Origin of the sequence: Enterobacter sp. SGAir0187, from assembly GCF_002952735.2 — a bacterium.
Taxonomy (GTDB): Bacteria; Pseudomonadota; Gammaproteobacteria; order Enterobacterales; family Enterobacteriaceae; genus Enterobacter; species Enterobacter quasiroggenkampii.
On the sequence record NZ_CP025034.2, the window covers coordinates 2114412 to 2135631 of the forward strand.

Consider the following 21220-nt stretch of genomic DNA (forward strand, 5'->3'; position numbering starts at 1 on the left):
AAGGATTATCTGAAGCACCGACATAGCTTATATTTGCAAAGCATCTTTCATCAACATATACGTATGGATGCTGACTCAATTGCCATATAACCCCACCGATTTAAGCAAAAATGGCCAATAGAAGCGTAACAATCAGTTTCATTTTAGCTCCCAGTTAAAAGAATAAAAGTTCTCACAATAGATAATTTTTTGTGATATTTCCTCTTTAGGACAATAAGCGTAGAAAAAGCGCCCACGACTACCATAGAGCACGCCGGGCTGAAAATGTATCATAACCTGCGCATTGTGTTGACTACACTTTTGCTCAAGATCCGGCTTTTCATGAAATAGATGCTTCTACACCTGAGGGTCAATTTCATCAGATAAATCAACGAAGCCAGTAAACAAGCATTTGCCTATTTCACCAAATTTGTATGATGACGTAAAACGTTGTGATGCTTTTGGCTGCGTCCATCTCCATAAACTCACCAACAGCAAGAGTACAAAAACCGCTACCAGCCACAACGGGGTTTTATCCTTAAGCAAAGTTACTTGTGTTAAAGAATGAACAGGAACAAGACTGACCTCAATATCGTCAACGTCGAGGATGTATACAGTTATCTCATGCGAAAATAAAACTCAACCTTTGGCACCAAAATTATTATTTCTTCACTCAATATTAAAGAGTTTAATGTTTTCCTTAGAATGCTAATTTATTGGCTGAGCGAAGAATTAGAGCTGAATTGACCAGTCTCCTCCCATACTTTATCCAACAAGTAATCGAATCCAAACACTTTGCCCGGACACGCAATTAGCAAAGAAAGAAGGCGGTTTGCGGTATTTGTTAGGCTCTTACTCTGTTCAGAGCCAAGTTCATTGACCATCAACTCCCCGCTTTCACTGTTACAAATGACTCTGTTGGCTATCAAATATTTCATTTTTTCTTTTTGTTAATTCTAGCAATATTTACTCTTATAACTACGAGTATCGCTGATGTTCTAGACATAACTCATCGTCACCAATGGCCTGAGAACATCTATATTATGGCTTAAGATGATGATGGTGTGACCTGCCCCCAGGATTAGATACAACCTTCAGTTAGTAATGTCGGTTGGTTTTTCTTCATATTTCCTGTTTCGCCACTCCGTTGCGAATTCAGCTGGTGTCTGGTAATCCAGCGATGAATGGGGACGGCACTCGTTATAATCCTGCCGACAGTCATTAATCGTTTTCCGGACATGAAGAATATCGCTGAACCAGTGTTCATTCAGACACTCATCGCAAAAGCGTCCGTTAAAACTCTCTATAAATCCGTTCTGCGTTGGCTTACCTGGCTGGATAAGCCGTAGTTCCACACCATGCTCAAAGGCCCATTGATCGAGCGCGCGGCAGGTAAATTCCGGGCCCTGATCGGTTCTTATTATCGCCGGATAGCCCCTAAACTGCGCGATGCAGTCCAGAATACGCGTGACCTGAACGCCTGAAATACCGAAAGCAGCGGTGATCGTCAGACACTCCTTCGTGAAATCATCCACACAGGTCAGGCACTTGCTCCTCCGACCGTTGGCCTAGCGTCCATAACGAAATCCATCGACCATGTCAGGTTCGGCGCATCCGGGCGCAGAAGCGGAAACCGTTCGGTTGCCAGCCCTTTACGGCGTCGTCTGCGTTTGCGCTCAGTCCATTACGCTTGTGATTGACGTGAAGGCCCTCCCGACGCAGCAGCTGCCAGATGCGGCGGTAGCCAAAACGCCTGCGCTCCGCCAGCTCAGTGATGCGCCCTGATAAATGCGCATCAGCTGCCGGATGCTGAGCCTCATAGCGGCAGGTTGACTGGGACAAACCAGTAGCCTGCAGGCACGACGTTGCGACAGACCGGTCGCATCACACATAAACTAAACAGCTTCCCGCTTCTGGCCTGTCGTCAGTACTTTCGCCCCAGAGCCACCTGAAGTGCCTCCTTATCCAGCATGGCTTCGGCAAGTAGCTTCTTGAGGCGGGCGTTCTCCTCTTCAAGAGATTTGAGCCGCTTAACCTCGGGCACCTCCATACCGCCATACTTCTTGCGCCAGGTGTAAAAGATGGCATCGGAAATGGCGTGCTTACGGCAGAGCTCACGGGCAGAAACCCCGGCTTCCGCTTCGCGAAGAATGCTGATGATCTGTTCGTCGGAAAAACGCTTCTTCATGGGAATGTCCTCATGTGGCTTGTGAAGACATTACTTACATCGGGGGGTGTTAATCAACGGGGAGCAGGTCAACGTAACTATAGAAGGTCGCCTTCACGCTTCCGTTCACACCCTTACCATATAGGAATACCTGCAAAAATTTTACAGCCCGGCCTTTGTAACGCATGAGGATACCGCCAATCTCAAAAAGCCTCTTCCACGAGTAGGCACATAACATAGACGGTAAACGTCTCTACGGTTAGTGCTATAGCATTTCATTTGCAATCATCCTTTTTGGATGTCATGTAACAATCTCGCTCAAGGATACTCCATCCAGGCTCTTGGCCAGATATGTATGACCTTATACTCTTTTAACAACCTATAGGCTGTTTTCTTGTTTTAACACCCTATACGTTGTTTAATGTGTTTACAGATGCAAGTATCAGGCGCAAACACTGCGGTTATCTAATATGAATACGACTTACCCGATAAAACACATTAATCAGTTACGTCCAATTTTGATTGGTTTCCGCAAAGAAAATGGGCTAACACAGAAAGATATTTCTCAGCGATTAGGAATATCTCAACAGGCCTACGCCCGACTAGAATCCAATCCTGCCAGTGCTAGTTTTGAGCGTTTGTTTAGAGTGTTATCAGCTTTAGGGGTTGAACTTACCTTTTCTTCATTACATCACTCAGGCCCAACAACTGAAGTGATAAAAAAATATGAAAATTCTCCGGCCAAATGGGAAAAATGGTGACGTTGCATATTCATCCGAGAATGATTAAGAACGGTTACTATGCTGGCGACAAGTTATCTAAAGTACATTATCCTTCCTGGACACCAGCAAATGAAAAGATGTCATACCACTATGTGTTGATCTAGTAACCGTGAGTTTTAAAAATCGCAATGCTGTGTTGATGAAAAAGAAGAACTATCTCCGCTTAGCGGTACAACTTTAATGTCATTTTTTTAAATAAGAGTACAACTTTATTGTCACTTCACAGGAGATTCATCATGATCGCAATTACCGGCGCCACCGGCCAGCTTGGCCAACATGTTATTGAAGAGCTGCTGAAAACCGTTCCAGCGAACCAGATTGTGGCTATTGTACGTAACCCGGCGAAAGCTCAAGCGTTGAGTAACCAGGGTATCGTCGTCCGTCAGGCGGATTATACCGACCAGGCGGCGTTCACGACTGCGCTGAGCGGCGTGGATAAACTGCTGCTGATCTCCTCCAGCGAAGTGGGCCAACGCGCCACCCAGCACCAGAATGTCATTAACGCCGCCAAAGCCGCGGGCGTGAAATTTATCGCCTACACCAGCCTGCTGCATGCGGATACCTCGCCGCTCGGTCTGCACGTAGAACACGTTGCCACCGAAAAAGCGCTGGCGGCGTCCGGCATTCCTTATGCCCTGCTGCGCAACGGTTGGTATACCGAAAACTATCTGGCGAGCGCACCGCCTGCGCTGGAACACGGCGTGTTTATCGGTGCGGCAGGCGAAGGCAAAATTGCCGCTGCCACCCGCGCAGACTATGCCGCGGCGGCAGCCAAAGTGATCGCTGAAGAGGGCCATGCCGGCAAGGTATACGAACTGGCGGGCGACCACGGCTGGACGCTGAGCGAACTGGCGGCTGAACTCAGCAAACAGAGCGGGAAGCCAGTCACCTATCAGAATCTCAGTGAAGCGGATTTTGCCGCCGCGCTGAAAAGCGTCGGCCTGCCTGCCGGGCTGGCAGATATGCTGGCGGACTCCGATGTCGGTGCCTCCAAAGGGGGACTTTTTGACGATAGCCATACGCTGAGCAAACTGATCGGGCGCGCGACTACACCACTGGCGCAGAGCATTAAAGCCATTCTGTAACGGCCTGGCCGTTATCTCCCGCGGCCGGGTTTTTCCCCTTACCCGGCCCGCACTTATGTGGCATTCTGTCCTCCCGACAGATACCGATATCCCGCAATGTTGACTGTAATAAACACGGATTCAGCGCCCCCTTTTATTCACTCCGTTGAAATGGGCAACGTCGACCCTTTCCCCGCACTGCGCTACTGCCTGGTCTCATTCACCGCGCGCGACTACTGTGACGGGCTCTATGATAAATGGGGTATCCCCTTTCCCGGCCCGCTCAACAGCGCCGTGGTCAAACGCCGGGCGGAGTATCTTGCGGCACGTTACGCCGCGCAGCGGGTGCTGAGATCCTGGGGCTGTGACGCTACGCCGGGCAGCGCGCCGGATCGTTCTCCGGTGTGGCCTACCGGCTGGCGGGGAAGCCTGTCACATTCTCATGAATGGGCGCTGGTGGTCGTTGCGCCAGAGGCGTCGGGGCTGACGCCGGGCGTCGACATTGAGTTTTTGGCACCCGAGACGATCCAGCGGACAGCGCACCTGTTTACCACACCGCAGGAGCGGGCATGTCTTGCCGCCAGCCAGATCGACGACGCCAGCGCGCTACTCATCACCTTTTCCGCGAAGGAGAGTCTCTATAAAGCGCTCTATCCTGAGGTTGGCCGCGCCCTCGATTTTGACGCCGCCCGCGTGTGCCTCATCGCGCCTGAACAGCAGAGGATTACCCTGGAGCTGACCCAAACGCTGTCGCCTCAACGCGTACAGGGCAGCCGGATCCAGGGCTATTATCAGCTTTCAGGCGACAGGGTTATCACGATCATTGCCTGACGCCAGCAAGGGGGCCAGATACGTCATCACCATGTCGATGCCCTCCCCCGGACGGCGCAGCGGGTTATGCCCCTGACCGTGTGTCTCTGCCAGCCTCGCGCCAGGCCAGGCGTTGACCAGGCATTCCGCTTCGACCCGCAATACGATGTCATCGCTGCTGTCGTGAATAACAAGGGCAGGCTGATCGACCTGCTGCAGCCCCTCATAGGCGTTAAAGCGCTGCCAGACTGCCTCACCAATGCCAAAGTATCCTTCAATATACCGTCGTAGCCTCTGCTGCTGGCGTCCCGGGAGATTCAGGATCGCGGCATATTTGGTGACCAACCCGCTAAAGTGCGTCGGTGCCCCTACGATAACCAGCGCGTGGGTCCGCAATCCCGCCTTTACCGCATTGATGACGGATAAACCGCCAAAAGAGTGGGCCACAATCGCGTCAAAATCGCCTTCCTGCTTCGCCAGCTGTTCAATGATTTCAATGAACTCGACGATGCTGCTCTGGCGTCCAGCCGCGTTGCCATGTGCGGGGGCGTCAAACCCGATGACCTGAAAGCCCTTTTCGACCAGCGTCTTGATCAGCCTGCCAAAGTGGGAAGCCCTCGACTCCCAGCCGTGGGCTAATAGCACGGTGGGTCCCGCGCTGCCCCAGCGGTATACCACCGCATGTTTACCATTACTCAGAGGGAGGGACTCAATGCGACTCGCCAGCGCCGTCATCTCTTTATCGCTTGCACGCGTCGGCACCCGGCGCGGCGTAAAAAACCGATTGCCCAGCCAGTCGGCGGTCGCCCCCGGCACAACCCGATCCATCAGGCGGATACCGGCTTTCACGCATGACACCATCGGCGAGCGCAGGTAGGCGGGGCCACGATACTGCTGGTAGGCTTGCTCAATCAGTCGATCAAATTGCTCACTCATGGGACTCTCCGGAAACACAGGGAACAGTGGACTTAACCGCAGATGATTCAGACTGACGGATCAGGGCACGCTCTGCGTCACTGGCAACGTGTTCGTCCCAGTACGCGAGTTTTGCTTCCATTCGTTTAAACCACAGCGGCGGGATCAGCGCGTAAAAAATATGGGCGACATACCCTTTTTCGATTCCCACCGCGTAGCTGTGCGCCTGCAAATTCCAGTATTCACGACGCGGATGGGTGTGATGATCGGAGTGGCGCGTCAGGTTCAGCAGACCGGCCGACGAGGCCCGGTTATTGCAATCCCAGCTGTGTCGCGGCTCCACCCGCGTGCCGGGAAGGCGGACCAGACCGTAGTGCTGGATGTAATTCACTGTTTCAAACAAGAACTTAGAGACCAGCATGGTCACCAGACACGCCAGCGCGCCCCGGACGCCCGCCGCCGTGAAGCAGACCGCCACGATCAGCAGGCTCATCAGCACTCCGCGTATCACCCGGTTCGCCAGCATGGCGCCGCGCCGGTTCTGCTGCGACAGCCGCTGCGCTTCCACCTGCCAGGATTCAACATACTGCGACAGAGAAGAACGGATAAAGAAACGATACACAGTCTCCCCTCGACGCGCCGTCGCGCCGTCCGCCGGGGTCGCCACGTTAGGATGATGCGAATAGACGTGTGAAATCGAAAACTGCGCATCGCCGACCAGCGCCAGAAGCCAGCGTCCGACCATCATCGCCGTCAGACTGTGGGTTTTGTGGATAAGCTCATGGGCCACCACGGTATTGGTGCTCATGGTATAGCCGGTGGATGCCGCCGCAAGCAGCAGCTCCGGCAGGGCAAGGTTATGCAATGCCATGACGTTGTGACCCGTCAGAGCGGAAAGCCATGCGCCAAACCCGAGCAGATCGCCCGGCGCGGCCTGCCAGATAAGGGCGAACAACGCCAGCAGCGCGGCCGGGAATTGTAAATACGGGATGATTTCCAGCAGCGCCGGAAGCCGGTAGTGGCGATCGGCGGTGTCGTGCGTGGTTGCGTTATCGAAAAGGAGATAGCTCAGCGTCACGCACAGCATGGAAACGACGATCCACACGCCGCCGAGCAGGGTGGTTAGCGCGGTTAGCGGTAAAAAAACGCAGGGGACAAGGGCAAATCTGAGGTAACTCAACATACGGGCTCCTTATTGTTATGACTGTTTTTTGCACCGACCGGCGGAGAGAAGCAGTCCATTTCAAGCAGGTGGCTCATCACCCCTCCGGCAAGCAGACTTTGCCGGCACGCCTGCGCCAGCGCTGGATTACCGCAAATCACGACGCGCCATTCGGCTACCGCCGTCCGGCGGGGATAGAGAGCACGCCAGTCGTCCAGCCAGCAGGTAATACGGCCTGCCAGCTCATGCTCCTGAACCTCACGCTCCCGGGATAACGCGTGCAGAAAGTGAAAACCGGGATAGTGCTGACGCAGACGCTGCAGCTCAGGCAGGTCGAATGTGTCCTGCCGCCTGCGAACCGCGTGGATCAGCATGACCTCGCGGTGGGGATGACGCGCCAGCGCGGCGCGGACCAAACCCAGCGTCGTTCCCAGTCCCGATCCACTGGCGATGGCCAGCAGCGGACCGTTACCGTCATCCTGCTGGCCGAACTGCCCCCGGCAGTCTGAGAGCCACACCTTCCGGCCAGCCCCCTGTTCATCACACAGCAGCGGGGATAGCCGCCCCTCTTCACGGCGCGTGATATCCAGAACAATCTCTCGCCCCCGGCTCGGCCAGCTGACGGAGAAGCTCCTGATATCATTATCCTTTTCGAGACCGACCTGAACGTATTGTCCTGGCTGAAAGGGCAGCGCCTGCTCCGCCAGCAGCGTCACGCGCCATACCGTTGATGAGAGCGCGACAGCCTGCTTAATTTGCGCAGACGTCCAGGTCGTCGATACCGCGGCCAGCGTTACATCTGATTCCGGCAGGCACTGGCATGCCAGCACGTGGCCGGCGGCAATCTCCTCCTGGCTGAGCAAATAGCTCAGGTCGACGAGCGAACGCACCTTGCCGCTCGTTACCCGGCAAAGGCAGGATTTACACGAGCCGACCTGGCAGTTATACGGCAGGGAAACGCCGGCGCTGAGCGCGCTTTCGAGGAGCGTATGGCCGGACGACAGAGGGAATTCACGTCCCTCAAGCGTCCCCTGAAAATGAGCGCGTCGGGAAAACCATCTCTTCAGCATCTTATTGTTCCCCGCACAGCAGCAGTCCGTCGTCAAAGACGCTGCCCATCATCACCTTTCCGCCCACCGGCGCGGCGACGCTGACCGCCGCCAGCGCTTCGCCGTGGCTCTGATAGAGCATACTGGCCTGAGCGATTTCCCCCCGCGCGCCGGTTGTCAGCCGCCACACCATGGACGGTGAACGCGCCTGTGCATCTTTCTGATAGGCGGCCAGCTTCAGCAGCTGCGGGTGCGCCGCCACCAGCATTCCCTGCCCGTCCGGCAGGATATTGTCGACGCCATGCAGACCGCTGAAGCGCCCCAGCAGGACGGGCGCGGCCTTGTTCGGCTGCCACGCCCAACTGCTCACCGCGCCGCGGGTGGTTTCCGCCACGTACAGACGCCCCCACGGTCGGCTGTAGTAAATGCCGTTCGCAAAATGCAGGCCATCAATCAGGGTATGCAGCCCCGCCTCGTCTGCCAGCAGGACGCTGGACAGCGGCAGTCGCAGATAGTCCTCCACGCGTCCCGCGAAGCCCTTCCACCGGTGGTCCCGCGTCAGCAGCCAGCGGTTTTTATCAATGACGCTGATATCATTGATGTTGTTTCCGACCGCGCGCGACAGGGCGGGCTGATACTCAAGACGCATCTGCGCGCGATTAAAGCGAAACACATCAATGCTGTCCTCCTGAGGGCGGTGGTTCACCACGTAGACCCACGTCTCGCCCTCGTGTTGCCAGACATCGATACCGTGCGGAAGGAAGGCATCCGGATAGTCACCGGCTAATCGCTGCGGCCTGTCGCTGCCGTTGAGGTAATACAGCGCCCCGGGCGCGCTGCCGTGTCGGTTGAGGCTACTGGCTATCGCCCCGCCGCCCGATAAGGGAGCGATATCCTCCGCGCCCTCAATACCCGTTATTTTTTGGCACTGTAACCCGCCGCTCTCCTGCACCCGATAAAACAGCCCGGCATCGATCAGCAGGTTAACCACGAACGCCAGCACGGCACCTGCGAGGACAAAAATCATCAGCTTTTTCATGATGCGGCCAGCTCCTCTGACGACGAGAACAATGCTTCAACAGCCTCTTCGCCCTGCTCGGCCAGCACGGTTATCGCCTTCAGGAAGTGCTCCAGCAACGCACGGGCGCTCGCCTCGGTGAAATAGCGCATCTGGTAATCCAGCTCGACGGACAGCCCCTCTTTCGTCTCGAGAATGTTAACCATCAGCGGGAATTCGACGGCGCCGATCGGGAGGAGCGACAGGCTGGCCTCCCACTGCCGCAGCTCTGCCAGCGGAGCATGCGGCTCGACGTTAAAGGTCGCCAGCAGCGGAAGCGGCGCATCCTGACCGTGGAAGCAGCGTGACGGCAGGGCGGGCTCGTCGCGCTGCGCGAGGATGCCGTCATGGATTGCCCTGGCGACATCAGATAACGACGCACAGGCGGCGCTGTCGATACACAGCGGCAACAGCCGGACGCACTGGCCGACAAGCGCATCGCCCTGCCCGAAATCCCGCCCGGCATCCGGCACGCCGACCGGCACCGGGGAATGACCGACCGCCTTCTCAAGCGTCAGGGTAAAGAGCGCATTCAGCATCGCGAAGCGGGTCACCCGCAGCACGGCGGAGGCTTTGCGCAGCTGCCCGGTCAGGCCCGGATACGACAGGCGCTGTACCAGCCGCTGCCCCTGATACGTCCGGGAGGGTGCCAGCACGGTAAGGGCGTCTGGCGTTGCCCGGCGCGCAGGTAGCGCTGCAAGACGCGCAGGTAGCGCTTCCTCGCTGACGATATTCTGCGCACGGATGACCTGCAGATAGCTTGCCGCAGCAGCCAGCTCAGGACGTTTACCCGACGCCAGGGCATCGTAAAGATGGAGCAGCTCGCGCAGCATCACCATAAACGACCAGCCATCCGCCACCGAATGATGTGCCGCGATCGCGAGCGTGGTTTTCCCCTCCTGGCGGACCAGCAGCAGGCGAGCCAGCGGCACGGCGGTAAGATCAAAAGGACGTGCGGCAAAATCAGCGAGACAGGCGGCAGGCGCAGCGTATTCCTCGCAGACATCGAGGGTGGGCGCCAGGGTCACCTGAAGTTCGCCTGCGTCAGTGAATTGCATACGCAGCGCGTCATGGCGCTCGCACAGCAGTTGCCAGGCGGCGCGCATGATGTCGCTGTCTACATTGCGCGGCGTTTCAATGACGCCGCCGATCGTCCCGGCCAACCGCCCGCTTTCATCCTGCGCGGCCAGCTGCAGAAAACGCTGCTGGCTGTCTGCAACGGTATAACGCGTGTCGGGGCGTAATCCCGCCTCCCCAAAGAAGCCGTCCACGCGCATGGCGTTAACGCTCTCTTTCACTGCCGTAATAAACCGATCAATATCCTCGTCCGCGTGTGCGACCGAGACAAAGCAGTTACGCCCTTCCCAGATGAAAATGCCGCGCAGCATCAGGTGGTGGAAGAGGATGTCGTAGTTGCCGTTGAATTTGAAACGGAACAGGCTGCCGGCAGAGACGATCTCAATCGGCGTACCGGTTGCAGAGAACCAGGTATTTAGCGACATCGTCAGACGCGCGGTTTTTTGGTTGATGTCGTCATACAGCGCCGGATGGGCTTTGATGTACTCCAGCACGGCTTTGCTTGCCGCCATGGTCAGCGGATGCTTGGAGAACGTACCGGCAAAGAAGATCAGTTCAGCCTGCGGCCAGGAGTCATCGCCATACTGCCAGAATCCTCCGTCGATACTGTCCATAAAACGGGCAGAGCCTGCAATCACGCCGATCGGCATACCGCCACCGACAATCTTTCCGTAGGAGGCGATATCCGCCTGAACGCCGTAATACGCCTGCGCGCCACCGGCCGCCAGACGGAAACCGGTGATCACCTCATCAAACATCAGCGCAATGTTGTGGGATGTCGTCAGTTCACGCAGGGTATGCAGATATTCGCGCGGCTGATGATCGGGATAACGGCTCTGCACCGGCTCAACGATCACCACCGCCAGCTCGGCAGCATAGCGAGCGATAAGCGCCAGGCTCTCTTCGCTGCCGTAGTCGAGCACCAGCAGGTCGTCCACCAGCGATGGCGGTGTGCCGGCGGCAACCGGCGTGGCGCGCTCGGGGTTTTCGCCCCCCTGCTGTCGCCCAAGAATGCCGTCAAACACGCCGTGATATGAGCCGCTAAACAGCGCGACTTTATTTTTCCCCGTCACGGCGCGCGCCAGGCGCACGGCGCTCATTACCGCTTCAGAGCCGGAGTTACAAAATGCCACGCGCTGCTGGCCGGTCAGCTCGCTGATAAGCGTTGCCACCTCGCCCGCCAGGGCACTTTGCGGCCCAATCTGCATGCCCTGTGCCAGCTGGTCGGCTACCGCCTGCTGTACACAGTCCGGGGCATGCCCCAGCAGGTTAGCGCCAAACCCCATCGTGAAATCAATATACTCGTTGCCATCGACATCCCAGATGCGCGATCCCTGAGAGCGCTCCCCCACTAAGGGGTAAAGCATCTCCTTGGTGGATAAACGAAAGCCGGCAGAGGCCCGGTTATCCGCCAGCACGGCGCGGTACTGCTGGGCATTGCGTTTCGACCCGCCCGTTTTATCGACAAACCGCTGCGTGAGTTGCGCCAGATGCTGGTCTCGCTCGGCGCCCAGGGAGACTTTTTTCGTCTCTTTTTTAAACCAGCTGCTGTGCGCGCTGGCCTTCACCGGTGCGGCCGGGGTCGCGACAGGCGCTGGCGCGATAACGTCCGGCGTCGCGGGTGCGGCTGGCATCGGGAGAGTTTGCGCCGTGCCGTTGAGCAGCGTGAGCTGCTGGGACATAAGCTCCAGCTGGCGGGCAATCAGATCCTGAACCGTATCAGGCACCGGCCTGCTGGCGCCCTGCTGTGCCACGACAGGCGGTGCCACCTGGCCAGCGGTTTCCGGGGGGCTGAGCGGAGCCGCAGCCGCCGCTGGCTGCGCGTGCTCCACCACATAACCGATCACCGCGTCCAGCGTATTGAGCTCTTCAAACAGCGCCCGCACCGGGATGACCACGCCGTAGCAGTCTTTAATGGTATTGATGGCATCCAGCAGCACCAGTGAGTCCGCCCCCATTTCCAGGAAGGGCAGAGAGTCGTCAAGCTCGGCAGGATCCGCCTCAAGAAAACCGGCAATAATCGCTTTTATTTCAGCGGCTAAATGGTGTTGATTTGACATAGCGTCCTCTTTTGCAGATGGGGTCTGCGCTGGCGTCTCACCCGCCAGCCAGTAACGTTTGCGGCAGAACTGGATTGCGGGCAGGGTTAGCGCCTCCCGCGTGGCCGCGTGGTAAAGCCCGCTCCAGTTGATGTCGTGCCCTTGCTGCCACAGCGTACCCAGCAGCGTCAGCAGTGATTTGTACTCATGTCGCCGATCGCCTGCGGCCAGCACCGGGTGACGACGGTCGGTGGCGGTCACAAATTTGCCCAGCGAACCGTCCGGGCTCAGATCGATAAAGGTGAACTCACCCTGTACAAGCACGTTTTGCACACCCTGAAGGAAACTCACGGGCTGGCGAATTTGCCGGGTCCAGTAGTCAGCGTCGGTTTGGTCGCACGCCTCACCGTTCAGGTTGCTGTAAAACGGGAGTGTCCCGCGGGTGAAGGTGACGTTGTTGACCAGCCACTCGCGCCAGGCTCCGAGGATCGGATCCATCATCGAGGAGTGAAATGCACTGGCGGTTTTAATTTTTCTCGCGTGGCCGCCCTGAGCAGAAATGCCCTGAAGGCAGGCGTCAATCGCCGTCTGGCTGCCTGCGATGGTGGTCAGCGTCGGCGTGTTGAATGCGGCAATATCAATGTCGCCCGCCCAGAGTGAAATCAGCTGGCGCACCTCGGCTTCACCGCTGAAGACAACCGCCATCGCCCCTTCCTGCGTCAGGGCTGACATCAACAGCGCGCGCTGATGAACCATAGCCAGCCCGTCGTCGAGCGAGAGATAGCCTGCGATGACCGCCGCGCAGTACTCTCCCAGGCTGTGCCCCATTACGGCTGCCGGACGAGGTCCAAACTGCATCACGCTCTGAGCAAGCGCGTAACTACAGGCAAATAAGGAGAGCTGACAGGTTCTGGCGCAGCGCTGCCAGCTATCGTCACGAGCAAACAGCGCCTGCGTGATATCAATCTCATAACGCTGCCGGATGGTCGTCGCCAGCGCGTCAAACTGAGCGCGATAGTGCGGCAGATGGTGATACAGCTCGGCCCCCATGCCGATTTGCTGGGTGCCCTGCCCCGGGAAGAGCCAGACCTGAGGCTGGGCTTTACCTGCCTTGCAGGCCGTCAGCTGCGCAAGGCTTTCCGCCAATTGGGTGCGATCCGCGCCGTACGCCACGCCGCGATAGCGGGCCGCGTCGTAGCGGGTGTTCACCAGGCGACACCAGGTGGCGATATCGCTCTCCAGGCATGTCGATAACCCTTTTTTGACCGCCTCTCGCTGAAGGGTAAACGCCCCTTCATCATGTGAACCGATCAGAAGCAGGCCGTGGGGCGCAGCGGGCTCCTGGCGTTTTTCCACCGCTGGCGCGCTGCGCAAAATCACGTGACCGTTGGTACCGCCGAAGCCAAAGCTGCTTACGCCCGCGTAGCGCGCTTCGCCATCGGTATGCCATGAGGCAGGCTGCGCACCGCTTACCTCAACATGACGGCTAATCGCCGCAATATGCGGGTTTTTATGCTGGAAATTGAGGTGCGGCACGTATTGCCGGTAGTGCAACATCAGAGATGCTTTCACCACGCCCAGCACGCCCGCCGCCGCCTCCAGGTGGCCAATATTGGTTTTGATCGAGCCCACCAGGACAGGTGCGTTTTTTTTCCGGTCCGCAAATACCGCTTCCAGCGCCTGATATTCAATCAGATCGCCAAGCGCCGTTCCCGTCCCGTGCGCTTCGATATAGTCAATCTTATCGCTATCCACCCCGGCATCCGCCATTGCCTGCCGGATGACCGCCTGCTGCGATGGGCCATTTGGCGCGGTAATGCCGTTGCTGCGGCCGTCCTGATTCACGGCGCTCGCCACCAGCGTGGCATAGATCCGATCGCCATCCGCCAGCGCCTGCGAAAGCGGCTTAAGCACCACGACGCCACACCCTTCGCCACGAACGTAGCCATCCGCGCGGGCGTCAAAGGTTTTACACCGGCCGTCAGGGGCCAGCATTTGGGCGTCGGTGAAGACTTTTTGCAAATGCGGCGTCAGCGCCAGATTAACGCCTCCGGCAATGGCCAGGGCGCAACGTCCGTTCCGCAGACTCTGCATTGCCCCCTCAATCGCCACCAGCGAGGAAGAACATGCCGTGTCGACGGCGACGCTTGGCCCTTTTAAATCATAAAGATAAGAAATTCGGTTGGCCGCGATGCTGTGCGCATTGCCTAAGCCGCTGTAGGCCGAGACGTTATCGCCGCAGGCCAGGGCATAGTCACTGGCACTGATCCCGACATAAACCGCCGTATCGCTCCCGCGTAGGGAGGATGCCTTAAGGCCGGCATCGGTGAGCGCCTGTTGAACGGTTTCTAACAGCAGACGATGCTGCGGATCGATGTAGACGGCTTCGCGGGGAGAGATGCCAAAGTAACCTGCGTCGAAGGCGTCGACCTCGTCAAAGAAGCTGCCTTTACGGTTAAAACCGTCAAGGGACGAGGTACGCCAGCGCTGCGCCGGGATCTCGCCGGTCGTGCTGTGGCCCTGCTGCAGCAGCGACCACAGCGCCTCCACGCCGCTATGCCCCGGCAGTTCCACGCCGATGCCAATCACCGCAATGGCGCTTTCCGCGACGGTAGCGCTGACCGGCCGGACCATAGTGGGTTGTCCCAGCGCGACCGCCAGCTGATTGATGGTGGGATAGTCGTAAATCAGCGCGGGAGAGAGCTCGCGGCCCAGCCGCTGTTCAAGTTCGCCAATGACGCCTACCGCCTGCAAAGAGCTCAAGCCAAAGCCGGTAAACGCGTCATCCCACCGGGATTCGCCGATCGTCGTATTCAGCGTGTTGCCGATTATCCCGGCAATCAGCGCCGCCAGCGCGGGAGGGGTTTCCCCCGCGTGTTCAACCGGTTTTGACGCGTCCTGGCGGCTACGCCAGGCCACGTCCAGGGTCCCCTGCTGATACATCATCTTCGCGCGGGTACGCTGTAATTTTCCGCTGGTGGTGCGGGGGATTGCCCTTCGTTCGACAAGGAGCAGTTCATCCAGCGTAATGCCGTGGCGCTCCGCCACCGCCGCGGTTACTGACGGTGCCAGCGTCGCCATATCGAGATCATTTTTATGGCGCGTCATCAGCTCAAGCAGCGCAACCGGGCGCTCGTCTTCACTGGCAAACACGCAGACCGTCGCTTCCGCCAGCGCGGGAGCGGACTGGCGGATCGTCTCCTCAATATCCGTCGGGTAATGGTTTTGGCCGTTGATAATCAGCAGCTCTTTGAGCCGTCCGGTGACGTACAAATGGCCGGACTGGAGAAAACCCATATCGCCGCTGCGCAGCCACGGGTACGGATCGCCTGCCAGAGACGCCCGGAAGGTTTCGCGCGTGGCGGCATCATTGGCCCAGTATCCGGCGGCAACGCTCGGACCACGCAGCCATATTTCTCCGCTCTCACCGTCAGCAAGCGGCTGATGGAGGTCAGGATCGACGATACGCACCTCGGTATCAGTCAGAGCCTGCCCGCAGCTCACCGCACCGGCCTCATCCGACACGCGGAACCCCTGTCCTTTGTCCATTCCGGTAACGATGAGCGTGGTTTCCGCCATGCCGTAGCAGGGCAGGAACGCACCGGGCCGAAACCCTGCGGGGGCAAAATGTTCGCTAAACTGCGCTAGCGTGGCGGGCCGAATCGGCTCTGCGCCGCAAAAGGCCACATCCCAGCGTGAAAGATCCAGAGCCTCAACCTGCTCTCTGCCAATCTTACGCACGCACAGATCGTAGGCGAAATTAGGGCCACCGGAGGTCGTGGCCTGATAGTCGGAAATCTGTTTGAGCCAGTTAAGGGGGTTTTTCATTAACATCATGGGCGACATCACCCGACAAGGGAATGCGCCAAACACGGGCTGCAGTAGCCCGCCAATAAGCCCCATATCATGAAAATGCGGCAGCCAGATCGTGCCCCGGCTTTCGCTGTGGTGGCCGAAAAAGCGGTGAATGGCATGCGAGTTAGCCCACAGGTTGCCATGGGTCACCATCACGCCCTTCGGAGAGCCCGTCGAGCCCGAGGTGTACTGTAAAAAAGCCAGATCGTTTTCTGCTACCGAAACGGGGTGAAACGCCCCGGAGAACGTGCGCTCAAGATGATGCAGACGATAGCCCGCAGGTAGCGCAGTGGTGTCTGGTTTGTCGAAGGTAAAAATAAGCGGGAATAACGGAAGTGATAGCTGGCCTAGCGTTTCTGCCCCCTTTGCCGTTGTAACAATACAGTCCGTTTGCGCATCGCGTAATACGCCAGCAAAACGCTCCCACGCACTTCCTGATGATTTTGCGGGCATCGGGACCGGAACCGCCACCCTGCCGGCGTAAAGACAGCCCAAAAAAGCGCCAATAAAATCTTCACCATCCGGATAGAGCAATATTATCCGGTCGCCCCGCTGCCCGTACTGCATCAATGCCTCTGCAAGCGATGCGGCTCGCTGGTGGAGCTGGTCATAGCTTTGGCTGTGAATTTCACTGGCGCTGCGGACGAATTCAAATGCCGTCTGAGTAGTCTGTTGAACAGCAAGTTCGGGCAAAAGCTGGTTGAAGGAATGATATCCCCTGTTAAACAACTGATGAGACGGCATCATAATTCGCTCTATATTTTCAAATGAATGAGGGTGAAAAGATTATTTTCCGGCGCGGCCAGCCAGCAGATCGTTACAGAAGTCGTTCCATACCTTCAGCCAGAGATCGACGCGCTGTTCCATCTCGGCATAGCGGTCTTCTGTCAGCGCCTGGCAGAACAGGATCCATGCATCTTCGGAGTGGCCATCTTCAATGGACTCTCCCGTTTCGCTTTCTACATGGATACTGTGATAGCCCTTGGTGACGTCAATATCCGTCGCTTTATCAACACCTTTGGCCCACGGCGTGGCGAAGTCATGGAAGACGGTCTCGGCAACGGCCAGCAACCCCACCAGCTGGGTATAGTCGCCATAGGCATTCTCAAACGTTGCGCGGCAGGCCAGAGAGCTGGACATCGGCAGCCAGGATTTCACCTCGTGTTCCGTCATCCCCAACTGCTGGATGGTCGTAAAGAACTGCACGTAGTGCGCCAGTGCGGGCTGGCCGTTGTAATTGCCCTCGGCATCTTCGCCAGGGTGGAAGCCCAGCTCATCCAGTAGGTTGATTTGCAGCAGAAAACGGGCCGCCATTTTCGCCTGCGCGCCCAGCGGCGCTTCCAGCTGTTTCGCCGCGCTTAACGCTTCAATAACGGCATCGGTAAAGACTTGCGCAAACGCGTGATAAAATTCCAGATGGAAGACGCGCATCTGTTGAAGATCGACTTCACCGCTGTTCATTTTTGACAAAATAGGGCTGCGCATCAGCGGATGAGATTCAATCCGGTCAATAAGCCTGTTGGCAAAGGCGCGGTTTTCGGTATAAACGTGCTTATCTACGGTCGCGACAATAGCGTCCCGACCCAGCTGGCGGGTATTCAGTAACGTTTTCATTTTTATTTCTCAGGTAGGTGATAGTTTACAGGGCGGAAACCCTGCCAATTGCCATTACAACTAACGCATACATTCCACAGCTAAACGGTATAACCTGCACATATTTAAATGGTAGATAAAAACAGGATGCAATCAGGAGAACCGGAATACCCACTGAAAGTATCATCATGCAAATAACGGCATAATATTTATAGGTATAAGACACGGCGAGGTCATCAATACACATGCCATAGAGCATGGATATTAACGGCAGCATAATAAAGGCAATATGTGCCAGCCTTAACATTCTGCGATTTAAATCGGTGTAGTTTTCATGTCCTTTAGGCGCGCGAAACGGTCCCTTAAAGGCATACATCCCCATTAACCCGCCCATCATTATGCCGACAACAATACCGCTCCAGCCAAAGGCAATCAGTATTGCACTGAGATTAGCCACTTTCTTTCTCCTGTTTAGTGGTGCATAAAGGTAAGGCACCTGAGGAAATACAGGCACCTTTATTTATTAAAAATAAAATCAGATATAACGATTAAAAGTCGGGGTATTCTTTATCCGTCGCGTATGTAATCGGTTTTTCAAATCCGGGAATGGTGATACCGTTCATATCAATCTTAATATCTTCCTCATTTATCCCCTGCTGGCCGAACAGATAAATGACATTGAGTTCACCCTGCGAAGCCGCCTCGTCGTACGCGTTCGCCTGACGTCGCACCTGGCGGTTACGTTGCTGATAATCCGCAAACGCCGCGTCCCCATAGCGTTTGCGCAACCATTGATGGGTAAGCGTTGGCGAATAAACCACCCCCGTGGCATTATTCCCGCCAAAGCCTTTTGAATTTATAAAGGCAATCTGCCCCTGGCCTTCCTCTAACTTGCAGTCCTGAAGAGGAATGGTTAAGCGTGCGTTGTTCATCTGCGGCGCAATGTGCGACACGCTTTTAATTCCCGGCAAAATGCCATAGCGGAAGACGCCAAGGCAACTGATGAGCTGGTCGCCGCTGGCAGGCCCCAGGGAGTGACCAAGATACGATTTCACCGCCGTCACCGGCCAGTCGCGAATCGAAAAGGCTTGCGCAACGCGGTCAAAAATATCCGCTTCGGAGACGCAATTCTTCGGCGTGCTTGAGCCGTGCGCCTGAATAAACGATCCCTTCTGCACCGTCTCCATCCCCGCCATCGATACCGCAGAGGCTACAGCTTTCGCCATGGTGATGTAGTTCCCCGGCCCCGGTGACGCGATAGAACGCTTAAAGCCGTCAGCGTTGATGAAGACATTCCCCACCGAACCGTGGATCTCTGCCCCAAGCTGCAGCGCCAGCTCGTCGTCCATTAACACGACATACTGGCTGGACTCCGCGATCACAAAACCGCAGCTGTTGCCAAACGGGCGGCTGCTGTTGCGCCAGTCGGCCGTTTCCGTTTCATCAATATGCTTAAGCTTACTCTCCGTTGCCAAGGCGCCCATGGCATCGAATCCTTCAATCACCTCTGAGGTGACCGGCGCTTCGGCGCTGCCCACAACGGCCACGCGAATGCGCCCCGCTTTGATATCTTCAACTGCCGCATTCAGGTTATACAGAAACGTGGCGCATGCCCCCAGCGTGGCGCTGGTATGACCAACGCTACCCAGCACGTACGCATTGAGGAAATCAGCGCACATGCTGTTCAGGCCCAGCGGACACTGTTTGGCGCTGACGCGATGGCCTTTAAGGCGCGACTGGAGCATACCGCCGAAGCCATAATCGTCGAGCTGTCCCATGATATTGCCCGAATAGACCCCGAGCTGATCCGGTGTGATGTTGGCCTGTATCTCTCGCCACGGGATCCCCAGGGCGTTGATGGCGTCTGACGCTCCGACAATCGCCATTTGTAGCGCCCGCGGATGGAACTGCGAATTGTAATGGTCACCCGGGCGGAATCCTTGCGGCAACAGCCCTGCTGCCTGAACCTCCGTGCGCAGCAATGCCTCAATTTTACAGTCAATCTCTCCCTTAACGGTAATACGCACACGCTGATCCGCTAATTCTTCAACGTGCCATCCCGCCGGTAAGGGTTGAGGTAATTGTCTGGAAGATATATTAAAACTGAATCCCTCTTCGCCTGAAACCATATTCATTTTTGCATGGCTGACGATAGCATCGACATCAAAATAGTCGCGCGTAATTTTTCTGATAAGGGTTCCCTCAAGCGCCTCGTCTTTTATCTTCGCGGCGGCCTGAGCAGGTGTAAATCTTTTACCGGAAATGTCGCAATACCCGCCCTCATCATATTTAAGCACGCCCATCAGAATGGCTAACGATAATAACGTAGCTTGTCTTTCCTCTTCCGACAATGACTCAATAATCATTCGACGAAATGCATGATGTGAAGAACTACGACCAGCTGGACCATAGCCGCCAAAAGCCGTTATTACGGGTAATTTCGCCATAATTCATCCTGTAGTGGTCGTGGATTTATTTTGTTAAGCAAGTGCGATAATTTCAGATATTAGTTTACAAATTACCAACAAAAGCTAATATGAAAATCCAGCCAAAATGCTGACTTTTTTGGCCAGGACAACGATGAGCTACCAAAAATAATAGTCAAAACAGGTATTAATCAAAAATGACAAATACACAAATAGGATTTGTGTTATGTGAACGCATGCTAAGTTCCGGTCTCAGTCTTCCGATTGAAATGTGGAAAGCCGCAGCCAGTAGCTATTTAGCCGAGCAAAAAACAACATCCCACGCAGACACCCACAAACCGGAGACGTCTTCATTCAGGCTCTGTCGTCCGGAGAATATACTGAAAGTTCATACTATTGGCATAAATAACGAGCCCATCCTGACGCACAGTGGCTTCAGCATTACCGCCGATACGACCCTTGCCGCAGACAGGCACTATGACGTTATCTATCTTCCCGCACTGTGGCGCAATCCTCGTGCAGTGGTCAGACAACAGCCTGAACTCCTGGCATGGCTTAGCGAACAGGCGACGCGAGGGACCCGCATCGCGGCCGTCGGAACGGGCTGCTGTTTCCTGGCGGAGTCGGGATTGCTCAACGGGAAACCCGCCACCACCCACTGGCACTACTTCAAACAGTTCTCGCGCGACTACCCCAACGTAAAATTACAAACCAAACATTTTCTCACGCAGGCCGATAATATTTACTGTGCCGCCAGCGTCAAAGCTCTCTCAGATCTGACCATCCATTTCATCGAAACGATATACGGGAAACGTGTAGCCACACACACCCAACGGACCTTTTTCCATGAAATTCGAAGTCAGTTTGATCGCCAGTGTTACAGTGAAGAAAACAAACCTCATCCGGATGAAGATATTGTTCAAATTCAAATCTGGATAAAAGCCAACTGCGCCTCGGATATCTCCATGCAAAATCTTGCCGATATGGCTGGCATGAGTTTGCGCAACTTCAACCGTCGCTTTAAAAATGCCACCGACATGTCGCCCCTGCAATATTTACTAACCGCCAGAATTGAATCCGCCATGACGATGTTGCAATCCACCAATTTGAGCATTCAGGAGATCGCCAATGCGGTTGGCTATCAGGACATTGCGCACTTTAACCGCCAGTTTAAACATAAAACCACGGTGTCACCGGGGGATTATCGTAAGACGGTCCGGGCAAAGATGTTTAGTGCATAAACGC

At 56.1% G+C, this 21220-nt stretch carries 12 protein-coding genes and 1 pseudogene; 4 read left to right on the forward strand and 9 right to left on the reverse strand.

Annotation, left to right across the window (positions count from 1 at the left end; translation table 11 throughout):
- Window positions 1-1073: 1073 nt before the first annotated feature.
- Window positions 1074-2167 (reverse strand): annotated as a pseudogene (locus tag CWR52_RS10125) (IS3 family transposase).
- 449 nt (window positions 2168-2616) lie between these two features.
- Between CWR52_RS10125 and CWR52_RS10130 the strand changes: the two are divergent.
- From CWR52_RS10130 to CWR52_RS10140, 3 genes are all read left to right on the forward strand, one after another.
- Window positions 2617-2907, forward strand: a complete 291-nt coding sequence (locus CWR52_RS10130) for a helix-turn-helix domain-containing protein (protein WP_104949575.1) — start codon at window positions 2617-2619, stop codon at window positions 2905-2907.
- A 257-nt stretch (window positions 2908-3164) separates the two neighbouring features.
- The gene (locus tag CWR52_RS10135; protein ID WP_104949576.1) at window positions 3165-4013 is read left to right on the forward strand and encodes an SDR family oxidoreductase; all 849 of its coding nucleotides are present in this window, start codon (window positions 3165-3167) and stop codon (window positions 4011-4013) included.
- A gap of 96 nt (window positions 4014-4109) precedes the next feature.
- Window positions 4110-4823, forward strand: coding sequence for a 4'-phosphopantetheinyl transferase family protein (locus CWR52_RS10140; protein WP_104949577.1), 714 nt, complete (start codon window positions 4110-4112; stop codon window positions 4821-4823).
- Here the strand turns inward: CWR52_RS10140 and CWR52_RS10145 are convergent.
- The 8 genes from CWR52_RS10145 to CWR52_RS10180 form a co-directional block, all read right to left on the reverse strand.
- Window positions 4791-5738 carry an alpha/beta fold hydrolase gene (locus CWR52_RS10145; protein WP_104949578.1) on the reverse strand — a complete coding sequence of 316 codons (948 nt, stop codon included), beginning with the start codon at window positions 5736-5738 and terminating at the stop codon, window positions 4791-4793. The genes CWR52_RS10140 and CWR52_RS10145 overlap by 33 nt on opposite strands.
- Window positions 5731-6900 carry an alkane 1-monooxygenase gene (locus tag CWR52_RS10150; RefSeq protein ID WP_104949579.1) on the reverse strand — a complete coding sequence of 390 codons (1170 nt, stop codon included), beginning with the start codon at window positions 6898-6900 and terminating at the stop codon, window positions 5731-5733. The genes CWR52_RS10145 and CWR52_RS10150 overlap by 8 nt, the downstream gene beginning before the upstream one ends.
- The gene (locus tag CWR52_RS10155) at window positions 6894-7949 is read right to left on the reverse strand and encodes a 2Fe-2S iron-sulfur cluster binding domain-containing protein (protein WP_104949580.1); all 1056 of its coding nucleotides are present in this window, start codon (window positions 7947-7949) and stop codon (window positions 6894-6896) included. The genes CWR52_RS10150 and CWR52_RS10155 overlap by 7 nt, the downstream gene beginning before the upstream one ends.
- Before the next feature lies 1 nt (window position 7950).
- The gene (locus tag CWR52_RS10160; protein ID WP_104949581.1) at window positions 7951-8967 is read right to left on the reverse strand and encodes an arylesterase; all 1017 of its coding nucleotides are present in this window, start codon (window positions 8965-8967) and stop codon (window positions 7951-7953) included.
- Window positions 8964-16700 (reverse strand): type I polyketide synthase, encoded by a 7737-nt coding sequence (locus tag CWR52_RS10165; protein WP_104950909.1) that lies wholly within the window; start codon window positions 16698-16700, stop codon window positions 8964-8966. Before CWR52_RS10165 ends, CWR52_RS10160 begins: the two co-directional genes overlap by 4 nt.
- 42 nt (window positions 16701-16742) lie before the next feature.
- A complete protein-coding gene (locus tag CWR52_RS10170; protein WP_104949582.1) occupies window positions 16743-17570 on the reverse strand; it encodes a hypothetical protein in 828 nt (275 codons plus the stop codon).
- 25 nt (window positions 17571-17595) lie between these two features.
- A complete protein-coding gene (locus CWR52_RS10175; RefSeq protein WP_024907308.1) occupies window positions 17596-18006 on the reverse strand; it encodes a membrane protein in 411 nt (136 codons plus the stop codon).
- 91 nt (window positions 18007-18097) lie between these two features.
- The gene (locus CWR52_RS10180; RefSeq protein WP_348982985.1) at window positions 18098-19576 is read right to left on the reverse strand and encodes a beta-ketoacyl synthase; all 1479 of its coding nucleotides are present in this window, start codon (window positions 19574-19576) and stop codon (window positions 18098-18100) included.
- 596 nt (window positions 19577-20172) lie between these two features.
- Here CWR52_RS10180 and CWR52_RS10185 point away from each other — a divergent pair.
- Window positions 20173-21216, forward strand: coding sequence for a GlxA family transcriptional regulator (locus CWR52_RS10185; protein ID WP_252152191.1), 1044 nt, complete (start codon window positions 20173-20175; stop codon window positions 21214-21216).
- The last annotated feature ends 4 nt before the right edge of the window (window positions 21217-21220 follow it).